The organism is Vibrio sp. R10-SG-ISO4 (assembly GCF_059834135.1).
Genome location: NZ_JCBDHJ010000013.1, coordinates 244,296 through 265,465 on the forward strand (window position 1 = coordinate 244,296; position 21,170 = coordinate 265,465).

The 21,170-nt window shown below is 49.0% G+C and carries 24 protein-coding genes and 1 riboswitch; of the genes, 16 read left to right on the forward strand and 8 right to left on the reverse strand.

All coding sequences use genetic code 11. The features are described from left to right. Positions 1 to 64 precede the first annotated feature (64 nt). The gene (locus AC6R03_RS07635) at positions 65 to 769 is read right to left on the reverse strand and encodes a DUF445 domain-containing protein (RefSeq protein WP_500630963.1); all 705 of its coding nucleotides are present in this window, start codon (positions 767 to 769) and stop codon (positions 65 to 67) included. Positions 770 to 983: 214 nt separating this feature from the next. Between AC6R03_RS07635 and AC6R03_RS07640 the strand changes: the two genes are divergently transcribed. Next, entirely contained in the window at positions 984 to 2,162 is a 1,179-nt protein-coding gene (locus AC6R03_RS07640; RefSeq protein ID WP_500630962.1) for an OmpP1/FadL family transporter, read from the forward strand. A gap of 47 nt (positions 2,163 to 2,209) precedes the next feature. On the opposite strand, the gene AC6R03_RS07645 is transcribed toward AC6R03_RS07640, so the two are convergent. Further along, complete coding sequence (locus AC6R03_RS07645; RefSeq protein ID WP_500630917.1) at positions 2,210 to 2,566, reverse strand: VOC family protein; 357 nt, start codon at positions 2,564 to 2,566, stop codon at positions 2,210 to 2,212. Between the two features lie 110 nt (positions 2,567 to 2,676). After that, positions 2,677 to 2,817, forward strand: a riboswitch (FMN riboswitch). Between the two features lie 95 nt (positions 2,818 to 2,912). On the opposite strand from AC6R03_RS07645, the gene ribB reads away from it, so the two are divergent. Further along, positions 2,913 to 3,569, forward strand: coding sequence for a 3,4-dihydroxy-2-butanone-4-phosphate synthase (gene ribB, locus AC6R03_RS07650; RefSeq protein WP_500630916.1), 657 nt, complete (start codon positions 2,913 to 2,915; stop codon positions 3,567 to 3,569). A 119-nt stretch (positions 3,570 to 3,688) separates the two neighbouring features. On the opposite strand, the gene AC6R03_RS07655 is transcribed toward ribB, so the two are convergent. Continuing rightward, positions 3,689 to 4,018 (reverse strand): DMT family transporter, encoded by a 330-nt coding sequence (locus AC6R03_RS07655; RefSeq protein ID WP_334553205.1) that lies wholly within the window; start codon positions 4,016 to 4,018, stop codon positions 3,689 to 3,691. Between the two features lie 246 nt (positions 4,019 to 4,264). On the opposite strand from AC6R03_RS07655, the gene AC6R03_RS07660 reads away from it, so the two are divergent. The 8 genes from AC6R03_RS07660 to AC6R03_RS07695 all read left to right on the forward strand — a co-directional run bounded on the left by AC6R03_RS07660 (position 4,265) and on the right by AC6R03_RS07695 (position 11,086). Then, a complete protein-coding gene (locus AC6R03_RS07660) occupies positions 4,265 to 4,861 on the forward strand; it encodes a DedA family protein (RefSeq protein WP_500630915.1) in 597 nt (198 codons plus the stop codon). Next, a complete protein-coding gene (locus tag AC6R03_RS07665) occupies positions 4,848 to 5,975 on the forward strand; it encodes a D-alanine--D-alanine ligase (RefSeq protein ID WP_500630914.1) in 1,128 nt (375 codons plus the stop codon). Before AC6R03_RS07660 ends, AC6R03_RS07665 begins: the two co-directional genes overlap by 14 nt. A 26-nt stretch (positions 5,976 to 6,001) precedes the next feature. Beyond that, on the forward strand, positions 6,002 to 6,598 hold the full coding sequence (locus tag AC6R03_RS07670; protein ID WP_500630961.1) for a hypothetical protein: 597 nt from the start codon (positions 6,002 to 6,004) through the stop codon (positions 6,596 to 6,598). Position 6,599: 1 nt separating this feature from the next. Next, positions 6,600 to 7,358 carry an NRDE family protein gene (locus AC6R03_RS07675; RefSeq protein ID WP_500630913.1) on the forward strand — a complete coding sequence of 253 codons (759 nt, stop codon included), beginning with the start codon at positions 6,600 to 6,602 and terminating at the stop codon, positions 7,356 to 7,358. 1 nt (position 7,359) lies between these two features. After that, positions 7,360 to 7,800 carry a YHS domain-containing (seleno)protein gene (locus AC6R03_RS07680; protein ID WP_500630912.1) on the forward strand — a complete coding sequence of 147 codons (441 nt, stop codon included), beginning with the start codon at positions 7,360 to 7,362 and terminating at the stop codon, positions 7,798 to 7,800. A 49-nt stretch (positions 7,801 to 7,849) separates the two neighbouring features. Continuing rightward, entirely contained in the window at positions 7,850 to 9,607 is a 1,758-nt protein-coding gene (locus AC6R03_RS07685) for a bifunctional lysophospholipid acyltransferase family protein/GNAT family N-acetyltransferase (RefSeq protein ID WP_500630911.1), read from the forward strand. A gap of 120 nt (positions 9,608 to 9,727) precedes the next feature. Then, a complete protein-coding gene (locus tag AC6R03_RS07690; RefSeq protein WP_500630910.1) occupies positions 9,728 to 10,582 on the forward strand; it encodes a DMT family transporter in 855 nt (284 codons plus the stop codon). 165 nt (positions 10,583 to 10,747) lie between these two features. After that, positions 10,748 to 11,086 carry a cytosolic protein gene (locus AC6R03_RS07695; RefSeq protein ID WP_500630909.1) on the forward strand — a complete coding sequence of 113 codons (339 nt, stop codon included), beginning with the start codon at positions 10,748 to 10,750 and terminating at the stop codon, positions 11,084 to 11,086. A 182-nt stretch (positions 11,087 to 11,268) separates the two neighbouring features. On the opposite strand, the gene AC6R03_RS07700 is transcribed toward AC6R03_RS07695, so the two are convergent. The 3 genes from AC6R03_RS07700 to AC6R03_RS07710 all read right to left on the reverse strand — a co-directional run bounded on the left by AC6R03_RS07700 (position 11,269) and on the right by AC6R03_RS07710 (position 12,699). After that, positions 11,269 to 11,571: a type II toxin-antitoxin system RelE/ParE family toxin gene (locus AC6R03_RS07700; RefSeq protein WP_086495638.1), complete on the reverse strand. Its 303-nt coding sequence runs from the start codon at positions 11,569 to 11,571 to the stop codon at positions 11,269 to 11,271. Further along, the gene (locus AC6R03_RS07705; RefSeq protein ID WP_005448240.1) at positions 11,559 to 11,816 is read right to left on the reverse strand and encodes a type II toxin-antitoxin system Phd/YefM family antitoxin; all 258 of its coding nucleotides are present in this window, start codon (positions 11,814 to 11,816) and stop codon (positions 11,559 to 11,561) included. Before AC6R03_RS07705 ends, AC6R03_RS07700 begins: the two co-directional genes overlap by 13 nt. Positions 11,817 to 12,360: 544 nt before the next feature. Further along, a complete protein-coding gene (locus AC6R03_RS07710; protein ID WP_500630908.1) occupies positions 12,361 to 12,699 on the reverse strand; it encodes a hypothetical protein in 339 nt (112 codons plus the stop codon). Positions 12,700 to 13,349: 650 nt separating this feature from the next. On the opposite strand from AC6R03_RS07710, the gene AC6R03_RS07715 reads away from it, so the two are divergent. The 3 genes from AC6R03_RS07715 (at position 13,350) to AC6R03_RS07725 (ending at position 15,259) form a co-directional block, all read left to right on the forward strand. Then, entirely contained in the window at positions 13,350 to 13,934 is a 585-nt protein-coding gene (locus AC6R03_RS07715) for an NAD(P)H-dependent oxidoreductase (RefSeq protein ID WP_500630907.1), read from the forward strand. Between the two features lie 41 nt (positions 13,935 to 13,975). Next, the gene (locus tag AC6R03_RS07720; protein WP_500630906.1) at positions 13,976 to 14,632 is read left to right on the forward strand and encodes a DsbA family oxidoreductase; all 657 of its coding nucleotides are present in this window, start codon (positions 13,976 to 13,978) and stop codon (positions 14,630 to 14,632) included. Between the two features lie 87 nt (positions 14,633 to 14,719). Continuing rightward, positions 14,720 to 15,259 carry a peroxiredoxin family protein gene (locus AC6R03_RS07725; protein ID WP_500630905.1) on the forward strand — a complete coding sequence of 180 codons (540 nt, stop codon included), beginning with the start codon at positions 14,720 to 14,722 and terminating at the stop codon, positions 15,257 to 15,259. 102 nt (positions 15,260 to 15,361) lie between these two features. Here AC6R03_RS07725 and AC6R03_RS07730 read toward each other — a convergent pair whose 3' ends face one another. Beyond that, positions 15,362 to 15,727, reverse strand: a complete 366-nt coding sequence (locus tag AC6R03_RS07730) for a winged helix-turn-helix transcriptional regulator (RefSeq protein ID WP_334553241.1) — start codon at positions 15,725 to 15,727, stop codon at positions 15,362 to 15,364. A gap of 237 nt (positions 15,728 to 15,964) precedes the next feature. Beyond that, the gene (locus tag AC6R03_RS07735; protein WP_500630904.1) at positions 15,965 to 16,891 is read right to left on the reverse strand and encodes a LysR family transcriptional regulator; all 927 of its coding nucleotides are present in this window, start codon (positions 16,889 to 16,891) and stop codon (positions 15,965 to 15,967) included. 101 nt (positions 16,892 to 16,992) lie between these two features. Here AC6R03_RS07735 and AC6R03_RS07740 point away from each other — a divergent pair, with 101 nt between their 5' ends. The 3 genes from AC6R03_RS07740 to AC6R03_RS07750 are packed head-to-tail and all read left to right on the forward strand — an operon-like array spanning position 16,993 to position 21,081. Further along, entirely contained in the window at positions 16,993 to 18,339 is a 1,347-nt protein-coding gene (locus AC6R03_RS07740) for a purine-cytosine permease family protein (protein WP_500630903.1), read from the forward strand. A gap of 29 nt (positions 18,340 to 18,368) precedes the next feature. After that, entirely contained in the window at positions 18,369 to 19,496 is a 1,128-nt protein-coding gene (locus AC6R03_RS07745) for an S-methyl thiohydantoin desulfurase family protein (protein ID WP_500630902.1), read from the forward strand. Between the two features lie 4 nt (positions 19,497 to 19,500). After that, the gene (locus AC6R03_RS07750) at positions 19,501 to 21,081 is read left to right on the forward strand and encodes a hydantoinase/oxoprolinase N-terminal domain-containing protein (RefSeq protein ID WP_500630901.1); all 1,581 of its coding nucleotides are present in this window, start codon (positions 19,501 to 19,503) and stop codon (positions 21,079 to 21,081) included. Positions 21,082 to 21,170: the final 89 nt, after the last annotated feature.

Here is a 21,170-nt window from a genome sequence, read left to right on the forward strand (position 1 = left end):
CTGAGGATCAAAAAAGCGCCAGTGTTGCTGGCGCTCAATATAGGGAGTAGAAAAGGCGTGTCAGTTAGGCAAAAAACGACGACACCACACCAATCAAGCCGCCAAATACACCGCCCCATACCACCAACCAGCCTAGGTGCTGTTTGATCATGGTTTGAACCATCTCTTTGACTAGCGCAGGTGTCAATTCATTCAAGCGTTGATCGATGATTTGTTCAATGTTCTGTTTGATCTCATCCATCATGGCAGGCGCTTCAAGCTGCGCTTTGATCGCTTGCTTGACGTTGTCGCTCTGGCTGATTTCAATCACCGATTGCTGCATTTTTTCAACGAAAGGCTGCTTAAGTGGTGCCAGCGCGTCACTGCCACCAAACATCGCCAACATGCCGCCGAAGGATGAGTTGGCGATCACCTCAACCAAAGAATCGAACGTGGGGTTAAAGTCGATGGTCTCTATTACAGGTTGCAGATTGAGCGTGTGCTCACCGGCCATCTCTTTGTTGAGGAACTTGTCGATGTTTTCATCGGTAAAGAACTGACTCATCATCAGCTGTTTGATGGCGGCTTTAAACTCTTCAAAACGCGCAGGTATTACACCCGAGCCATACAGCCCCGGCTCCTTTTCAAACAACATGTGGACAGCTAACCAGTTGGTAATGGCGCCTGAAAAGGCAAACAGACCCGCATAAAACGCGATCTGATGACCGGATTGAATCCCGCCAGCAAGCAGTGCAAGGGCGATGAGATTGGTGAGTAGACTTTTGTTGATAGGTTGCTTGTTCATAAGACGATAACAGTCAAGGTGTTAATGGGTGGAGCGCAGTATACACCAAGGCGGATTCAATCAACCAGTGCGTGATGAGCGTCACAGCAAGGGTTGGAATAATCGGTATTCCGAAAAAAAGGGGAACTCTCTCTACACTAGTAGCAGTTTTTAAATTGCACACTTTCAGTGAGACTTTTTTATGTTCAAACCCAACTCAATTGCTCGTTCAATGAAATGGCCATTTATGACGGCAGTGGCGTTCTCCTCTGCGATGGCAAGTGCCAGCGGTATTCTACTTCAAGAAGCTGTGGTGGCGAATGCAGGTACTGCAGGTGCAGGTGACGGTGTTTACACCGGTTCTGCTGCTGCAATGTGGACCAACCCAGCGACGATGTCATTTATGGGTGAGAGCAAGACGACAGTGAATGCGATGGGGTTTGATCTCAAACTCAATTACAGCGATGACAATGATGGTCCAGATGGCTCGAGTCATTCCACACAACCAGCAGTGGCGGTTTTCCACGCTCGTCAAATCACAGATGAGATGCACTTTGGTATTGGCTTTGGCGCTGCGGGTGGCTCTAGCCTTGATTACGGTAAGCAATGGGCAGGTGCTCCGTTTCTAGAAAGCACTACATTGATGCTACTTCAGATTAACCCAACGCTCTCTTACCAAATTGATGAGCAGTGGTCCGTGGGCGCAGGCGCTCAAATCAACTATGTATCGTTTGAGCAAGACACCTTACTCATGTCTATCGAGCAAGAAACCGATTGGGCGATGGGTGTGACGTTTGGTGCGATGTACCGTCACAATAACGATCTGGATTTTGGTTTTAGCTACCGCTCTAAGGTGAAACATAACATCGATGCGAAGGCAACAGGTTCACTGCTTGTCGATGGTAACCTCTATGAATTAGTTGGGGCATCGACTGAAGTCGCATTGCCAGCGATCTACGATATTAGTGCTCGTTGGGGTGTGAACTCCGACCTAAACCTATTAGCCAGCGCGCAGTGGCATCGATGGAGCGAGTGGAAAGAGTTGCCACTTGAACTGATTACTACAGCAGGCAATGCGAATGGCTCAATCGAGCGCGATTGGAGCGACGTTTGGAAACTAGCATTGGGCGCAGATTACCGCCTCAACGCGGACTGGCGTCTAAAAGCGGGTATCTCTTACGAAAGTTCACCGCAAAACGACGCCTCACTACAATGGGTTGACGTGCCAGTAGGCGAGCAATGGCGCTACTCAGTGGGTGCAGCAACCGAGTGGAATGGGTACACGTTTGACATGTTCTACGAATATGCTGATTTAGGTGAAGTAGACATTGAACGTGCAGGTATCAAAGGCACCTTCGACGGCCGTATTCACTTTATTGGTCTAAACGTGACGTTCTAAGTCGCCTGTGATTGATGACAAAGCCCTCCTCGTGAGGGCTTTGCTGTTTATCGGCCCTCAGACCACACTGCAAACTCATTGCCGCTGGGCTCTAGAAAATGGAATCGACAGCCCCCGGGGAAATCGAAAATGGGTTTGATGATATCGCCGCCACTGGCGATAACTTTGGTCAGTGTTGCTTCTATGTCTTGGCTATAGAACACCAACAGCGCGCCGCCGGATGCAGTTTGGCTCTTGGCGTCGGCTCTGAAGAACCCGCCGTCGAGCCCTTGGTCGGCAAACGCCGTGTAGTCGGGGCCGTAATCGGTGAAGCGCCAATCAAACGCTTGGCTAAAAAAGGCTTTGGTGGCTTCAAAATCGTGGGCGGCCAATTCGACGTAATTGAGTTTCTCGTGTTGAGGCATGCTGTGCTCCTTGCAGGGTGTATGGCTTTATCTTAGCGCAAACCCCGTGCGGAGCGTTGGCATTTATCATTTGCCGCGCTACAATCAGCGCGCTGCACAAGCAGCGATTACTTTATTCTCAGGGCGGGGCGAAATTCCCCACCGGCGGTATGCCCGAATGGGTGAGCCCGCGAGCGCTCGATACGTCGAGGTCAGCAGATCTGGTGAGAAGCCAGAGCCGACGGTTACAGTCCGGATGAGAGAGAATGAAACCAAGCCGCCACCGTCGTGGGGGCGATTTCGTTTATCTGGCGCTGACGCCAGAACTCTTCTATGCCCTGATTCTGGTGAAATTTAGGAGTTAACCATGAATCAGTCATCACTACTTGCCGAATTCGGCGACCCAATTACCCGCGTTGAACGCGCATTGACGGCCTTACGTGAAGGTCGAGGTGTGTTGTTACTCGATGATGAAGATCGTGAAAACGAAGGGGATATCATTTACTCGGTTGAGCACCTTACGGATGCGCAGATGGCGCTGATGATCCGCGAATGCAGCGGTATTGTTTGCTTGTGCTTGACCGAAGAGCAAGCTGACAAATTGGCCTTGCCACCGATGGTTGAAAACAACAATAGTGCCAATCAAACCGCGTTTACCGTCTCTATTGAGGCCAAAGTGGGCGTGACAACGGGCGTGTCGGCGCAAGATCGCGTCACCACCATCAAAACCGCCGCTAACCTTAATGCGAAGCCTGACGATTTAGCGCGCCCAGGACACGTATTTCCGCTGCGCGCGCGCAAAGGTGGGGTGATGACTCGTCGTGGCCATACTGAAGGCACCATCGACTTAATGCAAATGGCGGGTTTGCAACCTGCTGGCGTATTGTGTGAGGTGATGAACCCGGATGGCACCATGTGTAAAACGCCGGAGATTGTCGCGTTTGGGAAATTGCACTCGATGCCAGTTCTGACCATTGAAGATATGGTGCTCTATCGCCAGCAACACGAGTTGAAACTGGCGTAATTCGCCTGCGATAAGCGAAGCTACAATACCAATAGATAAGCAAAAAGGTGTGGCCTCAAAACCACACCTTTCTATTTTTTTTGACACATTGTTGCCTGATTGAGTCAATCACTACCCTTTTAATGACTGACCGATTGAGAAAAGACGTTCATCACAATCACGCCACTGATGATCAATAACATGCCAATCACTGCCGCCCAATCGAGCTTTTGACCGAACGCCACCGCACCGACAGCGGTGATCAACACAATGCCGAGCCCCGACCAAATCGCATATGCAATGCCAACGGGAATGGTCTTCAATACCATGGCGAGAAAATAGAACGCCACGCCATACCCCACCACGACCAAGAGACTGGGCGTGAGCTTGGAAAACCCGTCTGAAGCTTTCAGCGCGCCCGTCGCGATCACTTCTGCCACAATCGCAATGGTTAGATACCAATAACCCATACTCATTCCTCTACTTTACGAACGCCTGTAAACCGCAAGGGATGGTGCCATTTCCTATCGATGGCGGCAAGTCTGACTAAGAGGTCGATGCTTCTTGTCCGACACAAATCTACCCTGTAATGAAATTTTCTTCGTCTATTCCCTATCTTGTTCAATAAGACATCGTTGCATCGCGGGGTTCACAGTCGTTTTCACTGTGATTCTCCCCCGTTAGTGGCGGTGGTTATCAGGGAGCAGAGAAGGCAGATGGACATGGCACACACACTCAACGCTTGGATTTTGTCTCATTCCCATTCACTGGGGTGGATGATGATCGCGCTGATCCTCCTTTCCTATTTACTTGAAGATCTCGCTTTGGTGACGGCAGCGACCTTGTCGGTTAATCAAGTGATGGCGGTGGAGTGGGCGCTGCTGGCGATCTTTATTGGTATTGCCAGCGGCGATTTGGCGCTCTATGCCCTCGGGCGATTAGCACAGCGTATCGGTTGGTTGAAGGTTCGCTGTTTCCGACACCATAAAGCCCGTCGGATGTGTAAAAAGCTCAATGCCAACGCTTTTGTGACCTTGTTTATCGTCCGCTTTGTACCGGGAATGCGCAGCGTGAGTTACACCGTCAGTGGTTTTTTAGGCGTAGCGTTGCCGGTGTTTCTTTTGGCCGTTTTTATCGCCACAGCCATGTGGACGGCAGTGATCTTTACCTCTTTCTATCAAGTGGGCGGTTGGATAGGCAGTGAGGATGCATGGACTCGCTGGTTGATGATACCTGTGGGATTGCTCGCGCTTTGGGCATTAAACCGCGCAGCGCAACAGTTTTGGAGAAGTGAACAGAATGCACAATCATGATGTGGAAGTGATCCCGCAAGGGAAGGTCAACGCAGGGATGCCCGTACTGAGCAAGCCAAAAAGAGTGATTTCGCCGTTTGAGTTTCTGCCAGCGTGGCTTTTTTATACGCCGGTTGTGGTGCAAAGCGCGCTCCTCAGCGCAAGGCACCTAGATTGGGCACTGCCACTTATCGCTAACCCTGCCATCAAGTTAAGCGGCATGGTGGGCGAGTCAAAAAGCGACATTTTCGCCAGTGCCGGAGGGAAAACTCGCCAGTGGATTTTGCCCTACATCACTGTCGAAGTGGGTGACTCGTCAAACTCCGAAGATCTCAATAACGCGATGATGGCGCTGCATGATGCCGGGCTCGATTTTCCGCTGGTGGCCAAGCCTGATTTGGGGTGTCGCGGCGCTGGGGTCAAGCTCATCAATGACTCGGACGATTTGGCACGTTACTTAGCGCATTTTCCTGCCGGTGGCCGTTTTCTTTTGCAACAAAAATCCCGTTACCGCGCAGAAGCCGGGCTGTTTTACGTGCGTCAGCCAGGGGAGAAGCGCGGCAGAGTCATCTCCATGACACTCAAATACTCCCCCTTTGTGGAAGGCGATGGTGTTTCGACGCTTAGAGAATTGATCGCCCGCTGCCCACGCGCTGGGCGACTGCAACATCTCTATTTGCCGCGTCATGAGGCCAAGTTAGAGAGCGTGGTGAAAAAGGGCGAAGAGTATCCGCTGGCGTTTGCGGGCAGTCATTCTCGAGGCGCGATTTTTCGCAACGGCAACGCCTTTATCACACCGGAGTTGGAAGCGACGCTCGATGACGTGTTGGGTGAGTTTGAAGGGTTTCACTACGGCCGTCTTGACGTCAAGTTCGACACCATCACCGCGCTGATGCAGGGCAAGCGCTTTGATATTTTGGAAATCAATGGTGCGAGCAGTGAAGCCGCGCACATCTGGGATAGCGATACCCCATTGCTGCACATCTTTAGCACCTTACTGACACAGTACCGCTTGTTGTACCGAATTGGCTCTCAGCATAAGCAACGCGGGGTGAACACACCTTCTCTGGCGGCGTTATTCAACGCTTGGCGAGAGGAGAAAGCGTTAACGCAGCGCTACCCCATGACGGATTGATCAAAGGAATGATGATGAAAAAAGCGATGACTTCTCCCGCCACTCTCACCGCGAGAGCGACGCTCAGCGATAAACATAGGGCGAGCCTCTCTGGCGCGGTGCTAGGCGGCATTGAAACCTTGCACCAAGGTCAACGGTTTCTCAGTGTGCTTGGCAATGACGACTACGTTGCATTAGCCGCGCCCCATGTATCGAGCTCGATTGGTGAGCATTTTCGCCATTGGTTGGATCTGTTTCATGCCATTCGCCATGCACAGGGGCAAGACCAAGCAACACCAAACAGCGACATGAACAAAATTGATTACAACGTGCGTCGGCGCGGCCATCCCGTCGAGCGAGATTGCCGCGTGGCCGAGCGAGAGATAGCGCAGCTGGTGGATTGGCTATGCCAACTGCCGCCAGATGCACTCGAAGCGCGAGTGAGTGTGGAATCGGAAGTGATGATGTCTCAGCGTCAAGTCGAAGAGGTGGAATCCACCTTGGCACGCGAGATTACCTTTGCCGCGTTGCACGCCACTCATCACTTTGCGATGGCGAAAGTGGTGGCGTCTCTGCGCGGCATCGAAGTGGAATCGGGTTTTGGCGTGGCTCCGGCGACCGCGACTTATCAGAGGGCTCAATAACATGTGCACCTTATCTTGGACCTATCACGGCGTGAGTCATTACCGCGTCTACTTTAACCGTGATGAGCAGCGAACTCGGCAGCCCGCCACTGAGCCCCAAGCCATGCAGTTGGAGCAGGTTAACTGTCTGATGCCACTTGATCCAGAAGGCGGTGGCAGTTGGATCGCGACCAATGAGTATGGCGTGACTGTGTGTCTGCTCAACTTCTACCAAGGGCAGATACCCCAAGGACCACTGACAAGTCGCGGGCAAATCGTTAAGCAGCTTGCCAGCAGTGTATCGAGTCAAGAAGTGGACAGAAGAATGCTGGCACTGAACTTGAGTCACTATGCCCCGTTTACTGTGGTCTCGTTCGATACTCGTCGCAACGCGAATGAAACCGTGATGTGGACATGGGATGGCCAAGCGCTCAGCCATCATCGTGCGGTGGCGCCGATTGTCTCGTCCGGTCGGTTCTTTTATGACGCGCTCGACTATCGCACTAGCCTGTTTGCTGACTTGGCCTCTCAGTCGAATGATGACACGCTCGGTGAGCGTTTTCATACCCGACACGATACGCAGCGGCCTCATCTCTCGCCATTGATGGCCAGAGAGGACGCGCGCACCGTCAGTATTACGACCGTCCATGTCAGTCCTACCGACAAAATCATGGGCTATCAAGCGCTCGACGCAGGCCCTTTGGCCGATTTATCCCTAAATGCACGCCACTACCGCGTGCCAACCAATATTGACCTACCCACCAGTATCAAGGAGTCATGACATGAGACTACTACGTCTATTTGCGCTGCTTTTGGTCAGCGTCTCCGCCAACGCGGCGGATCTTATCTCCACCTCGTTTTTTAGTAATAAGGCGGTCAGCGGTTACGATACCGTGGCGTATTTCACTCAAGGCCAAGCGGTCAAAGGTGACAGCCAATGGACAACCGAATACCAAGGCGCGCAGTGGCTGTTCTCATCCGCTCAGCACTTAGCGATGTTTGAAGCAGAGCCGGAAAAGTACGCTCCGCAGTATGGTGGCTACTGTGCTTGGGCTGTGTCTGAGAAGAGCGACTTTGCCCCTTCCGATCCTGAGCAATGGGCGATTGTCGACGGCAAGTTGTACCTCAATTACAACGCGGACATTAAAGGGCGATGGGACAGCGCGCGCACTCTGCACATTCAACAAGCCGACCAAAACTGGCCAGGTTTGATTGCTCAATAGACCAGCGGCGAGTTGACGCGCCACGTTTGTTAATCAAGAGGATGTGATTATGTACGCCAGTCCATTTCGTTTACCACGTAAAACCCCGTTCGGTGTTGGCGAAAGAGCGCTTGAATGGGCGACCGGTTTGTCGCAGTTGGATGCCTTGTATCAACAAGCGGCGCTGCCACAAGACAGTTTTGAGTTTATGCATGAATCGCTGGCGAGAATCGGCACTCAGTATTCAGTTGATCACGGCAGTGTGTCGTCCATTCCACAGGAAGGCCCTGTGGTGATTGTCGCGAATCATCCATTTGGCGGTATTGAGGGCATTATTTTAGCCTCGCTGGTGGCGCAAGTACGCAAAGATGTCAAAGTGCTGGCCAATGAGTTGCTTAAGCGGATACCAGAGCTCGATTCACTGTTCATCGGCGTGGATGTGTTCGGCGGTGAGCGGGCAAGAACCACCAATCGGCGCGCGATTGCTGAGGCCAATCAGCACTTAAAAGAGGGCGGAGTGCTGATTCTCTTTCCTGCGGGAGAAGTGTCGGCATGGCAAGCCGATGCGAAGCAAATCACCGATAAAGCGTGGAGCCAGTCGGTGGCGAAGTTTGTCCGCCATGCCGAGGCGACAACCGTACCTATTTTTATTCAAGGCATGAACAGCAAATGGTTCTATCAAGCCGGTCGTGTGCATCCGCTATTGAGAACGGCCATGCTTGGGCGTGAGCTGCTCAATAAATCCGGGCAGACGATTTCTGTTTCAGTCGGAGCGCCGATCCCGTTTTCTGAACTGCAACATTTCGATGATGATCAGCAACTGACCCACTATCTGCGGCTGAACACCTATTTGATGGGCAGTCGAGAGGAGAATACAGCAACTCGGCGATCTCCTGAAAGTGCCCAGCAGCCGATCATCGCCCCCATTGCAGTAGCAGAACTCGAGCAAGAGATGGCGACGCTCAGCGACTTTCAACTGCTCGAACAGGGCGAGTTTGTGGTCTACTGCGTGCCCACCGCGAGGATGCCGCGCATGATGCAAGAGATCGGGCGAGTACGAGAGGAGAGTTTTCGCGCCGTCGGTGAAGGCTCAGGACGCGGCTGTGATGTCGATGATTTCGACCCCAAATACCATCAACTCTTTGTGTGGCATCGCGGCGATCGCGCGTTGGTGGGCGCTTATCGACTCGGTTTGGTGGATGAGCTCACCGCGCAAGGCGGCATTGAGGCGCTCTATTCTCGCAGCCTGTTCGAGTACGATCACGCGTTTGTTAGCCAGTTGGGGCAATCCATCGAACTTGGCCGCTCAGTGGTCGCCGAGCAATACCAAAAAAATCTGCACTCCTTGCTGCTTCTTTGGAAAGGGATTGCGGCGTTTGTGGCGCGCCACCCCCGCTATACCCATTTGTTTGGGCCTGTCAGCATTAGCAATGATTACAGCCCAGTGGCGCGACAGCTCATCGCATCGGTGATGACGGTGCATCATTACGATCAAGACAAGGCGAAACTGGTTCGACCCACCACGCCACTGAAAGAGAGCGGCAACACCTTCTGGCGACCCGACATGCTCAGTTCATTGGCCGAACTGCCGTTATTGTCGAAAGTGTTGCAGCGCTTAGAGCGTGGGGTAGGGGTGCCGGTCCTGTTGCGGCAATATCTGGGGCTAAATGGCAAACTGGTGTGCTTCAATGTTGACCCTGCTTTTCATTTTGCTTTAGATGGTTTGATTGTGGTTGAACTGACGTCATTACCCGCAAGAACTTTGGGCAAGTACATGGGCAGAGAGTGCGCGCAGGCGTATTTAAGCCACCATAACCGAAAGGCATGAGTCATAAGTGATTCGACTAAACCGCGCGGGCTTATTAGCTCGCGCACGCTAAGTGCTGGGGTATACTGGCGCTTCACGTAACGGACGCTCATACCCTCTTAGATTGGATTTTCTCGCATTATGCCCCACATGATGACCTTGTGCTTGGCGCTTACCGCCTTTGCCGCCAACTCCTTCTTTTGTCGTCTTGCATTGGCAAGCGGCGCGATTGACCCAGGCAGCTTCACCTTGCTGCGTCTCTTCTCCGGTGCGGTCACTTTAGCCCTTTTACTGTTTATGCGCGGTCACTTTCACGGTAAGGCGTCGCTCGGTTTTCTCCGTTCGCCGCTCAGTTGGTGGTCTGCTATCGCTCTGTTTGTGTATGCGGTGTGTTTCTCGTACGCCTATACCGAACTCAGCACAGGGACGGGCGCGCTACTGCTGTTTGGTATGGTGCAAATGACGTTAATTGCCTATCACGTAGTCTCAGGCAATGCGCTGACTAAGCTGGAGAAAGTCGGTATTTTGGCCTCGGTGACAGGTTTTGTGGTTCTGATGCTGCCATCCGCGCAATCACCGAGCCTTGGCGCAGCGAGTTTGATGTTGGCCTCTGGCGTTGCATGGGCGATGTTTACCGTGCTTGGCAAAAAAAGCGGTGTCGCATCCGTTGCGATTACCCACGGATTTATTCTCGCCAGCCTCCTCGCACTGCTCGCCAGCCCCGCGCTGCTTATGGATGTCACCCTAACCTCTTCGGGTGTGATGTGGGCGCTTGCCTCGGGTATCGCCGCCTCAGGATTGGGTTATATCCTTTGGTATCAAGTGCTCAAGCAGATCACCGTGCTCAAGGCCTCCATCGCACAACTCGCCGTTCCGGTGATCGCCTTTCTTGCCGGTTCTATTGGGCTTGGTGAGTCCATCACCTATAGCGCTGTATTGGCTTCGGCTTTGGTGCTTGGCGGGATTGCGGTGATTTTTGTGGCGAAGGCGGAGTGAAAGCGGTGACGAGTATGTGCAGATGTTGATGTTCGACTCTTATTGGTTCGAAAACCATGTCATCCCAGTCAAGCGTACTCTCCACCTGAAACAAGAACACCTATGTATAGAGGTGCTGCCCCTGATAGTGATAAGATCTCCGCGTCAAAATCAACGAGAAACACTATGTTCATCCATCATGTAAACGGTATCGACTGGCTGGTGATTACCGCTTTTGAAGAATTTAAAACGTTATTCATTGAAGACGCAGGTGAGATACCCCGTTGCTTTTCTACCGCCAGCGAATTGAGTTTGATTGATCAAGCTAAGCGCACGTACGGTTGTTTGCCTAGGCTCAGCGGCGTTATCACCGACACCGGGACTTTTCAAAGCCAAGATAACCAAGAAGATCTGAACCCACAGCTTGCTTGTTTAGTAGAGGGACGTGGCCGAGTGTTTATCTATCACGGCGGCTTTGTCGCGTTTGTGGATGACGAGCAGACGTTTATTACTCGGATAGATTGAGCCTTGATCAGGGCACTGAAATCACTGACTTTCCATCACTGCGGTTATCTCAATGCCGGGTTGTATTGGGCTAACGCGTATTTGGACAACACCTTCTTAGCTCATCTGCCTAAAGCTATCAGGTCAGATGAGGAAAAGTATCTTGTAGCCTTAAACACTTGTATGGCGCTCATCCCCAAAGGTTATTGCTTACTCAACAGGAACTTACGCAAATCTCGCTCAGCACGCATAACAAACAGAATATAGACTTTGTCACTGTCCTGTTTATAGAAAACACGACATGGATTAACGACAACTTCACGATAACTTAAATGTTCTAATTCTGGCGGAATACGACCTGATTCAGGGAAAGTTTCTAGGCGTTCGACTTTAGAGAAAATCGTTTGTACTAACTGCTTTGCCGCTACGACATTTTCAAGTGCTATGTATTCAGCGATATCATTGAGGTCAGATAACGCTGGCTCAGTCCAGATTATTTCAGCCATTTTGACATTTTGTCCTTGGCTTCATCATGACTCACCACTTTGCCGTCAGCTAGTGCGCGCTCACCTCGCGCAATACCCTCCAGAATAGCCAAACGATTTTGCATAAACTCGTAATCATCAACATCAACTAAATACGCGGATGGCTTACCATGTTCAGTAATTAACACTGGTTCTTTTGTGTCGTGGAGATCTGCGAGGATCTTAGTTGCTTGACGCTTGAGTGATGTAACTAGTTCTACTTTCATGAGAGCTGCTCCAAAGGAATACAAAAGTGATACTATTCTATCACTTTGAGTATAGCAAGCTCCATGACGGCCACTTGAGTAACTTGTTAGCTGATTAACTTAAACGTTTAAGTCAATTTGCAACTGCGAACAGTCGACGATATGGAAACCAATTTCTTTGTCACTTAATGATTCATGATCAATTACGGGTCTAGCTTTAAACTGAGTTGCCTCAACATCAACAACCTTCAATAGTTTGTCCCTAAGCTCTTCATCCCAAGTGACATTAAAACGCTGACAATCCGATACGATTGCACCTCGGTGACTGCTGACGGAAATCATATCCAATCGACCGATAATATTGAGTGTCGTGGGTATTTCCTCTTTGCGACGACCTAGTAAGTTCTTATTTTTTCATGTAATCGAAGATCATTTACACCCGAACCAAAGTCGACATATTCTACATTTGAGCCATCTATAGATTTTATGACATTATCAACGGCAGATTTGGTCGTTTGCGCAGCTAGTAAAATCTTCGGGTCACCAATTAAGATCGAACCATCATTCAGGTTGCAACAGCATCCCTTAACGCAATAGCGTCTTTGTACAATGAAACAATTGTATTGGATAGTTGATAGCCACCGTCGTCGGCAAGAGGCGCAAAAAGCGCCTTGTTGTTCATAACGAAATCAACCAACAGCTCAATAGAACCTTCTTTAATTTCTACTTGATAGTCAATTTGTTCACGTATATGTCTATCCGCTTTAGACTTTCCTAAACTAACAGCTATGAGTTGATATAGAATGTTTCGATAATTTGAAATAAATACATCGAGAGAGCGCAGGCTAAAACTACCTCCAGTAAATGCCAAGCCTTTGGCATATATTCTCAAATCCTCTTTCATAATACTCCTATCTCAATTATGTAGGTGTCAGCTAACGCTTTATAGGCGGACTTTTTCAGCCTTTGAATTCCGTATATTTTTCTGCCATTTGTTATGAAACTAAACTAATATCAGCCTGTTGTGTGAATCGACGTGTAATTTTGGGGGCGAGCTACGGAAAATTTCGTAGTATAAGAGATCAAAATACGGATTAGATTGACTTGGCCTATTGGTGTGCTGATCAGGTATTCTGTTCGCAGGTCCTGAGAAGGAGCGAGGCAACAATGAGCGACGAAAAATTTCACAGTTACAGCCCATGAATAATGTTCAGCAGGAGATGTCTAGTCGCAAGATAACAGACTACCCATTTCTTTCTATTCTCTGTTTTAGCACTGCTTGCATCTCCCGACGCTAAACCCGCGGCAACCTGACCAAGAATTCAACTAGTCTACTTTTGGTAACCTAGAGTCGCCTTTCCCCTCATATGTCTGCTCCAATGCAAAAAATTAAAGTCATATTAAACATGTAGTTAATGTAATTTTTATCAACCTTCAGGGTGGTTACTAAAAGTTAACTAATTGCACTCGAAATGTAGGTAACCATAATAAACCGCAACACAGCGAGATTATTGCTCGCTTTGTCATACAGCCAATTATTGAAGGGTTAATATCATGAGTCACGTTCTAATCATTAACGCACACGAGCCATCTCCATTTTCTGAAGGCAAACTCAATGCGGCTTTAGTAAAGAAAGCTCGCACCCAGTTAGAATCAAAGGGTCATGAGGTTCGCGTTGTCACAATGCAAGATGACATCGTAGTGGATGAACAACTGGCGAACTTTGAGTGGGCAGACCGAGTAATACTCCAATCGCCTGTCAACTGGATGACGATTCCGTGGTCTTTCAAAAAATACATGGATGATGTCTTCACGGCGGGAATGGGCGGTGCGCTGTGTGCTTTTGATGGTAGAACGCCGGAAGAGCCAAAGAAAAATTATGGAACAGGCGGCACTCGTACCAATACAAAATACATGCTCTCTTTCACATTCAATGCACCAGAAGAGTCATTTAATGATGATACTGAGTACCTATTCCAAGGTCGTAGTGTCGATGATTTGATGTTCCACATGCACGCAAACTTCCGCTTCTTTGGTATGTCTGCACTGCCAACCTTTGCTTGCTACGACGTGATGAAAAACGCCGACATTGAGAACGATTTTGCTCGCTTTGAAGCGCACTTAGACGCACACTTTTGAGAAGATTGTTCTGAGCACAGTGCTTTAAGTAAGGGACCCATATGAATAATACAATTAAGCTCGATATTGTTAGTGATGTTGTCTGTCCGTGGTGCATCATCGGATACAACCATTTAACAGCGGCGATCAAACAACTCGGCATTGAAGATCGCATCGAGATCGAGTGGCAGCCTTTTGAGTTGAACCCGGATATGCCTGCTGACGGTGAAAACCTTCGAGAGCACGTTGCTCGCAAATATGGCAGTACCGCAGAGGAAAGTCACAACGCGCGCCTTCGTATCGCCAGCATTGGCGCTGAACATGGCTTCAAGTTTAACTACTTTGATGACATGAAGATGGTAAATACGTTTGATGCACACCTTTTACTCGATTACGCCAAGAGCTTAGGCAAGCAGACTGAGCTAAAAATACGTTTATTTAGCGCATTTTTCAGTGAACAGAAAGATGTCTCTGACCGTGAGATTCTCAAGCAAGAGCTCATCACTGTAGGCCTAGATCCTGAAGAAGGGATGCGCTGGCTAGATGATGTTCAGCGACGTAACTCAATCCGCAGTACTGAGAAACAATGGCAAGAACTGGGCATATCGAGTGTGCCAACGGTGATTTTCAACAGAGAACATGCGGTGTCTGGTGCGCATCCTGTGGAAGGTTACAAACAGATCTTAACTGAGTTAATGGCTCAGACGAATCAAAGCTAGGTTACTAAAAGTATACTGGTTGCAACTGGTCTATTAGTATCTTATCGTTTTTTCTAGTTAGTAATGACTTCAATCCCAGGAGCCGAGATGACTTACTCACAAAAACTCAAAGCGGGTGACGCTTTTCCTACATTAGAGGCAACAAAGCTGGATGGAACCACAGTCAAGCTAGGCCAGCCTCAAGGTGATGCAACATGGCAAGCGGTGTTTGTCTATCGTGGTAAACATTGCCCACTTTGCACTAAGTATCTGAATGAAATTGATACCTATAAACAAGCCTTTAGTGAGGCGGGCGTTGATATTCTGGCTGTCTCTGCTGACTCGAAGCAACAATTGGAGCAACACCTAGACAAGCTCGATATCAGTTTCCCAATCGCCTACGGTCTTACTGAGCAACAAATGAAGACATTAGGGCTTTACATATCGCTACCACGCTCCGAAGCTGAAACCGACCATAACTTTGCAGAGCCGGCGTTGTTTGTTGTCAATGAACACGGCAACCTACACGTGGTTGATCTATCCAATAACCCGTTTGTCAGGCCAGAACTTGGAGCACTGACTCGAGGTTTGGCATGGATTCGCAATCCAGACAACCATTACCCTATTCGTGGCACGCTAGACTACTGAGCCGCTAGGTTCGAGATACAACAAGGCAACAGTTTTGGTTGCCTTGTTACGTTATAGAGGGAAGCGATGAAGGTTACGCACGCTATTTCAGCGGAACATTCATTATTTGAGTTGCACATTGTTGCTTTCAGACCATTTTCTCAACTCATCAAGAATCGATAACGCACTGCGGCCAAACTCAGTAAGTTCGTAGCTGACTGCCAGGGGTTTTTCATTGAGCACACGACGTATTACCATGTTTTCACTTTCTAGCTCTTTTAGACGCTGATCGACCATCTTCTTGCTAGCGCCGCCCAACATTCTGGACAGATCATTAAACCTCACTGGGCCATCTTTGAGATGGTAGATGATGGAGCCTTTCCATTTGGAGCCCAAAATCCTCATACCTTTTTCGATCGCACAAGGTTCGGAGCAGGCATCAACAACGCTCTTACGCCCTTTTGGGTCAACTTCAACTTTTGCTTTCATATAGCACCGCGTCATTTTAAGAAGCGACATAACGTCATTTATCAGCATTGATAATAAAAACGTCACTCATAGTGATTGAAGACCCACATCGAATAGGTGAACGAGTGGGCACCTAATTGCAAGTCTATTCCGGTATATATTAGTTACCTAGAGATTGAATGCAATCAGTATACTTTTAGTAACCTGGTGCATGACGAGCGGTAACCACTGACATGAAAGTTATTGGTATGAATGAAATCAACCCGAGAGATCATCGGTAAACTTGTACAGTTCCTCAAAGAAAGCTTGCGCCACGGGAGAAAGTGAATCAAGTGGCTGCTTCATCACGGCATAGAACTGGCTAGTTAGAAACCATTTTTCTGGTTGCAATGGAACTAAAGATTGGTCGTAATGGCCACGATCAATCAAGTGAGAAGGCAGAAAGCTCAAATGGGTGCCAGCCAGGGTGAGAAGCACGCTAGACTCTACATGCCAACCATCGTAGGGCTTAACTGAGGCATATTGCTCGACGTTGAGGAGTTCTAACATTTCGTCCTTGGCGTAGCCGCCCATATTGATACGACAGCCATCAAGGGAAAAATCTCGGTCCATGATTTTATCGGCTAGATCGCGGCGTGCGTAGAGGTAGCTTCGTTCATCAAACAATGGGTAACTATGCTTGAAGGCAGGCTTTTGATGTGTCCCCAGTACCACGACCATGATATCAATTTGGTTTTTGCCGAGTTTTTCGTTGAGTTGAGTGAAATCACCGACTTCAATGCTCACTTCGACGCTATCGCTGCGCTGATAAAATGACTCAACTGCTTTAGGTAGTGGGTTATTGGGGAGTGTAACAGTGTTGTCTAAGCAGCCAATACGGACGTGCCCCGAGAGTTCAGTTTTCACACCTCGTAATTTATAAGCAAAGTCAATAAGGGTAGATTTTATCTGATTTGCATATTTATAGACTTTCTCGCCCTCGTGAGTCAGTTCGAACCCCTTTCTTCCACGTTGGCATAGTGTTAAATCTAGACTCTTTTCTAATGCAATAAGCTGATTGCTTAGTACGGGTTGACTAAGTCCTGTACTTGCAACCGCTTGGTTGATGCCTCCTTGCTCAACAATTTCACAAAAAAGCTCTAATCTTCGTAGGTCACGCTTATCTAACTTATTGTTTGAACTCATTTTAATTAATACATTTGTTTTTTGTTATGTTTAAACTTTATTATATTCATTTAATAATAAAAAATACACCAGTATGATTTATTCAGGCTTATGGAATAACAATGCAAGGATGCAGCATGAGTAAAGAAACATACATAGAAGAAGAGACGACAGAGCCAGGCCAAAAAACTCAGACTCACAAGGCAATCGATGACTTCGAGTTAGAGCCAGTGCCAGAAAAAGCCAAGCGGTCTTGGTGGGTGATAAGCCTCATTTGGTTAGCGATTGGTATCGATATTTCTGGGCTTTTCTTGGGCTCTATCCTCAGTAGTGGTATTGGTTTTGAAGATGCCCTTATTGCAACCTTTGTCGGCTCTGGCCTGCTCGCGGTGATTGCGATGCTGTGCGCTAATATCGGCTTTCAATCTGGTGTGTCTACGCCTTTAGTGAGTAGCGCCGTTTTTGGTCGTAATGGTGGTAAGATTCTTGGGTTTATCAACGGTATCTCGCTGGTCGGTTGGTTTGCGTTCCAAGCAGACTTCTTTGCATTCATCCTCGTTGATGCTCTGGCAAACTATGAGATTGTGGTGTCTCATCTATCTGCGCTGATTGGTGGCAGTATTCTGATGATGGCGACGGCAATCTATGGTGTCCGTGCTCTGGGTAAGCTCAGTACTTACTCTGTGCCTCTCATGGTCACCCTCATTACTCTTGGCTTGTTCATGGCGGCGGATTACAAAGGTGGTAGCGCCCCTTCAATCACCGATCCCCTAACGATGGGGCAAGCAATCTCGTTTGTGATGTCCATCTGGATCCTAGCTGCCGTCGCCGCGCCAGATATTGCTCGTTACGCGAAGACCCGTAAAGATGCGATCTTAGGTGCAGGTATTGGTTTTCTCGTTGGCAACAGTGCCATCATCCTTATCGCTCTTATTTTGACTAAAATGACCGGTACTGATGACCTAGTTGAAGTCTTCTTTAGCCTAGGCTTGGGAATGGCTGCCATCATCGTGTTGGTATTCGCTCAATGGACGACCAACAGTAGCAACCTCACGTCTGGCGGCCTATGTATGTCGATGGTATTGCCAAATGTGCCACGTCCCATACTAGTGATTTTGATGACGGTCGCGGGTATCGCTATTGCCCAATTAGGCATGGTGGACAAGTTCACTGAGTTCTTGATGCTATTGAGTGTCACTATCGCACCCGCAGCGGGCGTTTATATCGCACAGTACTATGTGCTTGATTCGAACAAAATGAGCTTTGAGAACATTCAACAAGTGCCGGACTGGATGCTTAAAGGTTTGGCATCTTGGGTGTTTGGTACTGTATTTAGTGCTTGTACGGCCCCAGAGTTCTTTGACCTATTCTCGTTGACCAGCATTTCAGCACTGGATGGCATTGTTGCTTCAGGCGTGTTCTATCTTGCTCTGATGAAGTTATTCAAGCAGCAAAATCTTCCTAAGTGAATGGATATTAAGTAATAAGGAAAGTTGTAGTGATTATTACTGAACAGATGATTGACGATATCGCTCTGGGTGCCACCGTACTTGGCACCGGAGGTGGTGGTGACCCATACAGCGGCGCGTTGATGGCCAAGGTGGCGATTGCGAATGCAAAGCAACCTGTGCAATTAATCGCTTTGGATGACGTGCAGGACGATTGGATGACCGTTCCTTCGTCCATGATTGGAGCACCGACGGTGGCAGTTGAAAAGCTGAACTCTAAAGATCAAATGCTTATGGCGTATGAGGCGATGGAGAAGGCGCTTGAAACCGAAATAGCAGCGACATTCCCGATTGAAGTGGGCGGCTTCAACTCACTCATTCCTATCTTGGTGGCAGCACAAAAGAACATCCCTGTCATTGATTGTGATGCGATGGGACGCGCTTTCCCTGAAGCACAAATGGTCACGTTCTTTCTTGATGGCTTGCCATCGGCACCCAATACCTTAGCTGACGAGCGAGGCAACGTGGTCGCGCTCTATCCGGTTGATGGAATTTGGTCTGAAAAGTTTGCTCGCCCAATTACCGAGCAAATGGGCGGCTCTGCAGCCATGTGTGATTACCCAATGGAGGGGAAAACCCTCAAGCGCAGTGCTTTGCCAGCGACGCTGAGCAAAGCGATGAAAATTGGTGAATCAATACGCCAAGCCAATGAGCGCAACCAAAGCGGCACTCAAGCGGTGTTGGATATTGTCGGTGGTCATATCCTGATTAGCGGCAAGATCGTTGATATTCAGCGCCAAACCGATGGTGGCTTTGCCACGGGTGGGGTGGTGATCGAGAAACTTGCTCAGTTTGAAGACTCGGGGGTGGATTTAGTCTTTGTCCAGTTCCAGAATGAGCTTCTACTCGCCCATAAAGGACGCAGTAGGGCGGATATGTCACAAGAGAACTTGTTGGCATCAACTCCTGACCTTATCTCGATCCTTGACCATGAAACAGGCAAGCCCATCACTACGGAACAACTGCGATATGGTCAGCGCATCGACTTAATCGCTTACCCTTGCGATCCGAAGTGGCGCACAGCGAAAGGGATTGAAGTAGCAGGACCAAACTACTTTGGTTATACCGTGGATTATCAGCCTATCGAACAATTGAAATCGGCGCTTAGAGGGGAGTAATGGGATGATAAACAATAGATTAGATTACTGCCGTTTGGGTATTGATGTTGGCGGCACGAACACCGATGGTGTGCTGCTCGATGCCGATCTCAACGTGATTGCCAAGATCAAAACCGCCACCACTCATGATATTTCAACCGGGATTGATAATGCAATATCAAAGCTATTGGAGCAGGTGAACATTGATGGCTCGCATGTCAAGCATGCGATGCTTGGCACAACGCAATGCACCAATGCGATTGTTGAGAAAAAAGGACTCGACCGAGTGGGTATGATCCGCCTCTCTTTACCTAGTGGTGATAGCGTTCCGCCATTGTGTGGTTGGAGCCAATCATGGCAGAGATTACTTGGTGAACACTTCTATCAAACGCACGGTGGATATGAATACGATGGTCAACTCATCGCTGAGATACAAGAGCAGCAGATCCGCGATGTCTGCCGAAAGATGAAAGATCAGGTTGACTCGATTGCCATCTGTGGTGTGTTCTCTCCGGTGAATGGTGATCAAGAGTTGAGAGCTGCTGTGTGGGTGGCTGAAGAGCTTCCGGGTGTGAATATCTCACTGTCTCACAAGGTTGGAAGCTTAGGCTTACTCGAGCGTGAGAATGCAACAATCTTGAATGCAGCGCTTCAAGGCACAGCCAAGCGCTTTGTTGACGGATTTTGCAGTGCTCTAGTCAATCACGGTATTCAAACAACGCCTTACTTTGGTCAGAACGATGGCACACTGATGTCACAGCAGTTCGCATTGTTGTACCCAATCTTAACCGTCGCTTGTGGCCCAACCAACTCTATTCGTGGCGCGAGTCATCTTACTAAACTCAAAGATGCCATTGTGGTTGATGTGGGTGGTACAACATCCGATATTGGCGTGCTTACCCACGGATACCCTCGTGAGTCTAGTCTAGCCGTCGAAATCGGAGAAGTGCGTACCAACTTCCGAATGCCCGATATTCTGGCATTAGCGATTGGTGGCGGAACCAAGGTCGCCATTGATCAAGAACATATCGTTCTGGGACCTGAAAGTGTTGGCCACACCTTGACTTCCGCGGCGCGCAGCTTTGGCGGTGATGAGCTGACGTTAACGGATGTCGCGCTAAAGACAGGCAACATGCAGTGGCAAGCTGCTCATCCTTTGACAGATAACATCGGCATTACTCAGCAGCAAGCAAAGGCGGTTTACCAACAAATGGTGCTTGATGTGGAAGAGGGTATCGACAAGATGAAAACCTCTGCTGCCAGTGTGCCTGTGATTATGGTCGGGGGGGGCAGTGCGCTTTTCCCAGACCATCTCGAAGGGGTAAGCCAAGTGGTTCGTCCAGAACATTTTGAAGTTGCTAATGCGATTGGGGTTGCTCTTGGGGAGATTTCCGGGCAATTCGATAAAATAGTACCGATTGAACCCACTTTGCGTGAAGAAGTGTTGCTAACACTAGAAGAGCAGGCAAAGCAGTTAGCGATTGAAGCGGGTGCATGTGGGGAGAATGTCTCCATTATCGAGCGCAGTGAAATTCCACTGAGTTATCTGCAGGGCAATATGGTTCACGTAAAAATCAAAGCGGCTGGGCATATTAAGATGAACTAGTCAGGGCTCGATAGAACGGTCTCTAAATTATGATGCGACTTGCTCATACACGTAGCATCTCTCACTCATCGGGTTACTTTTTTAGGTTG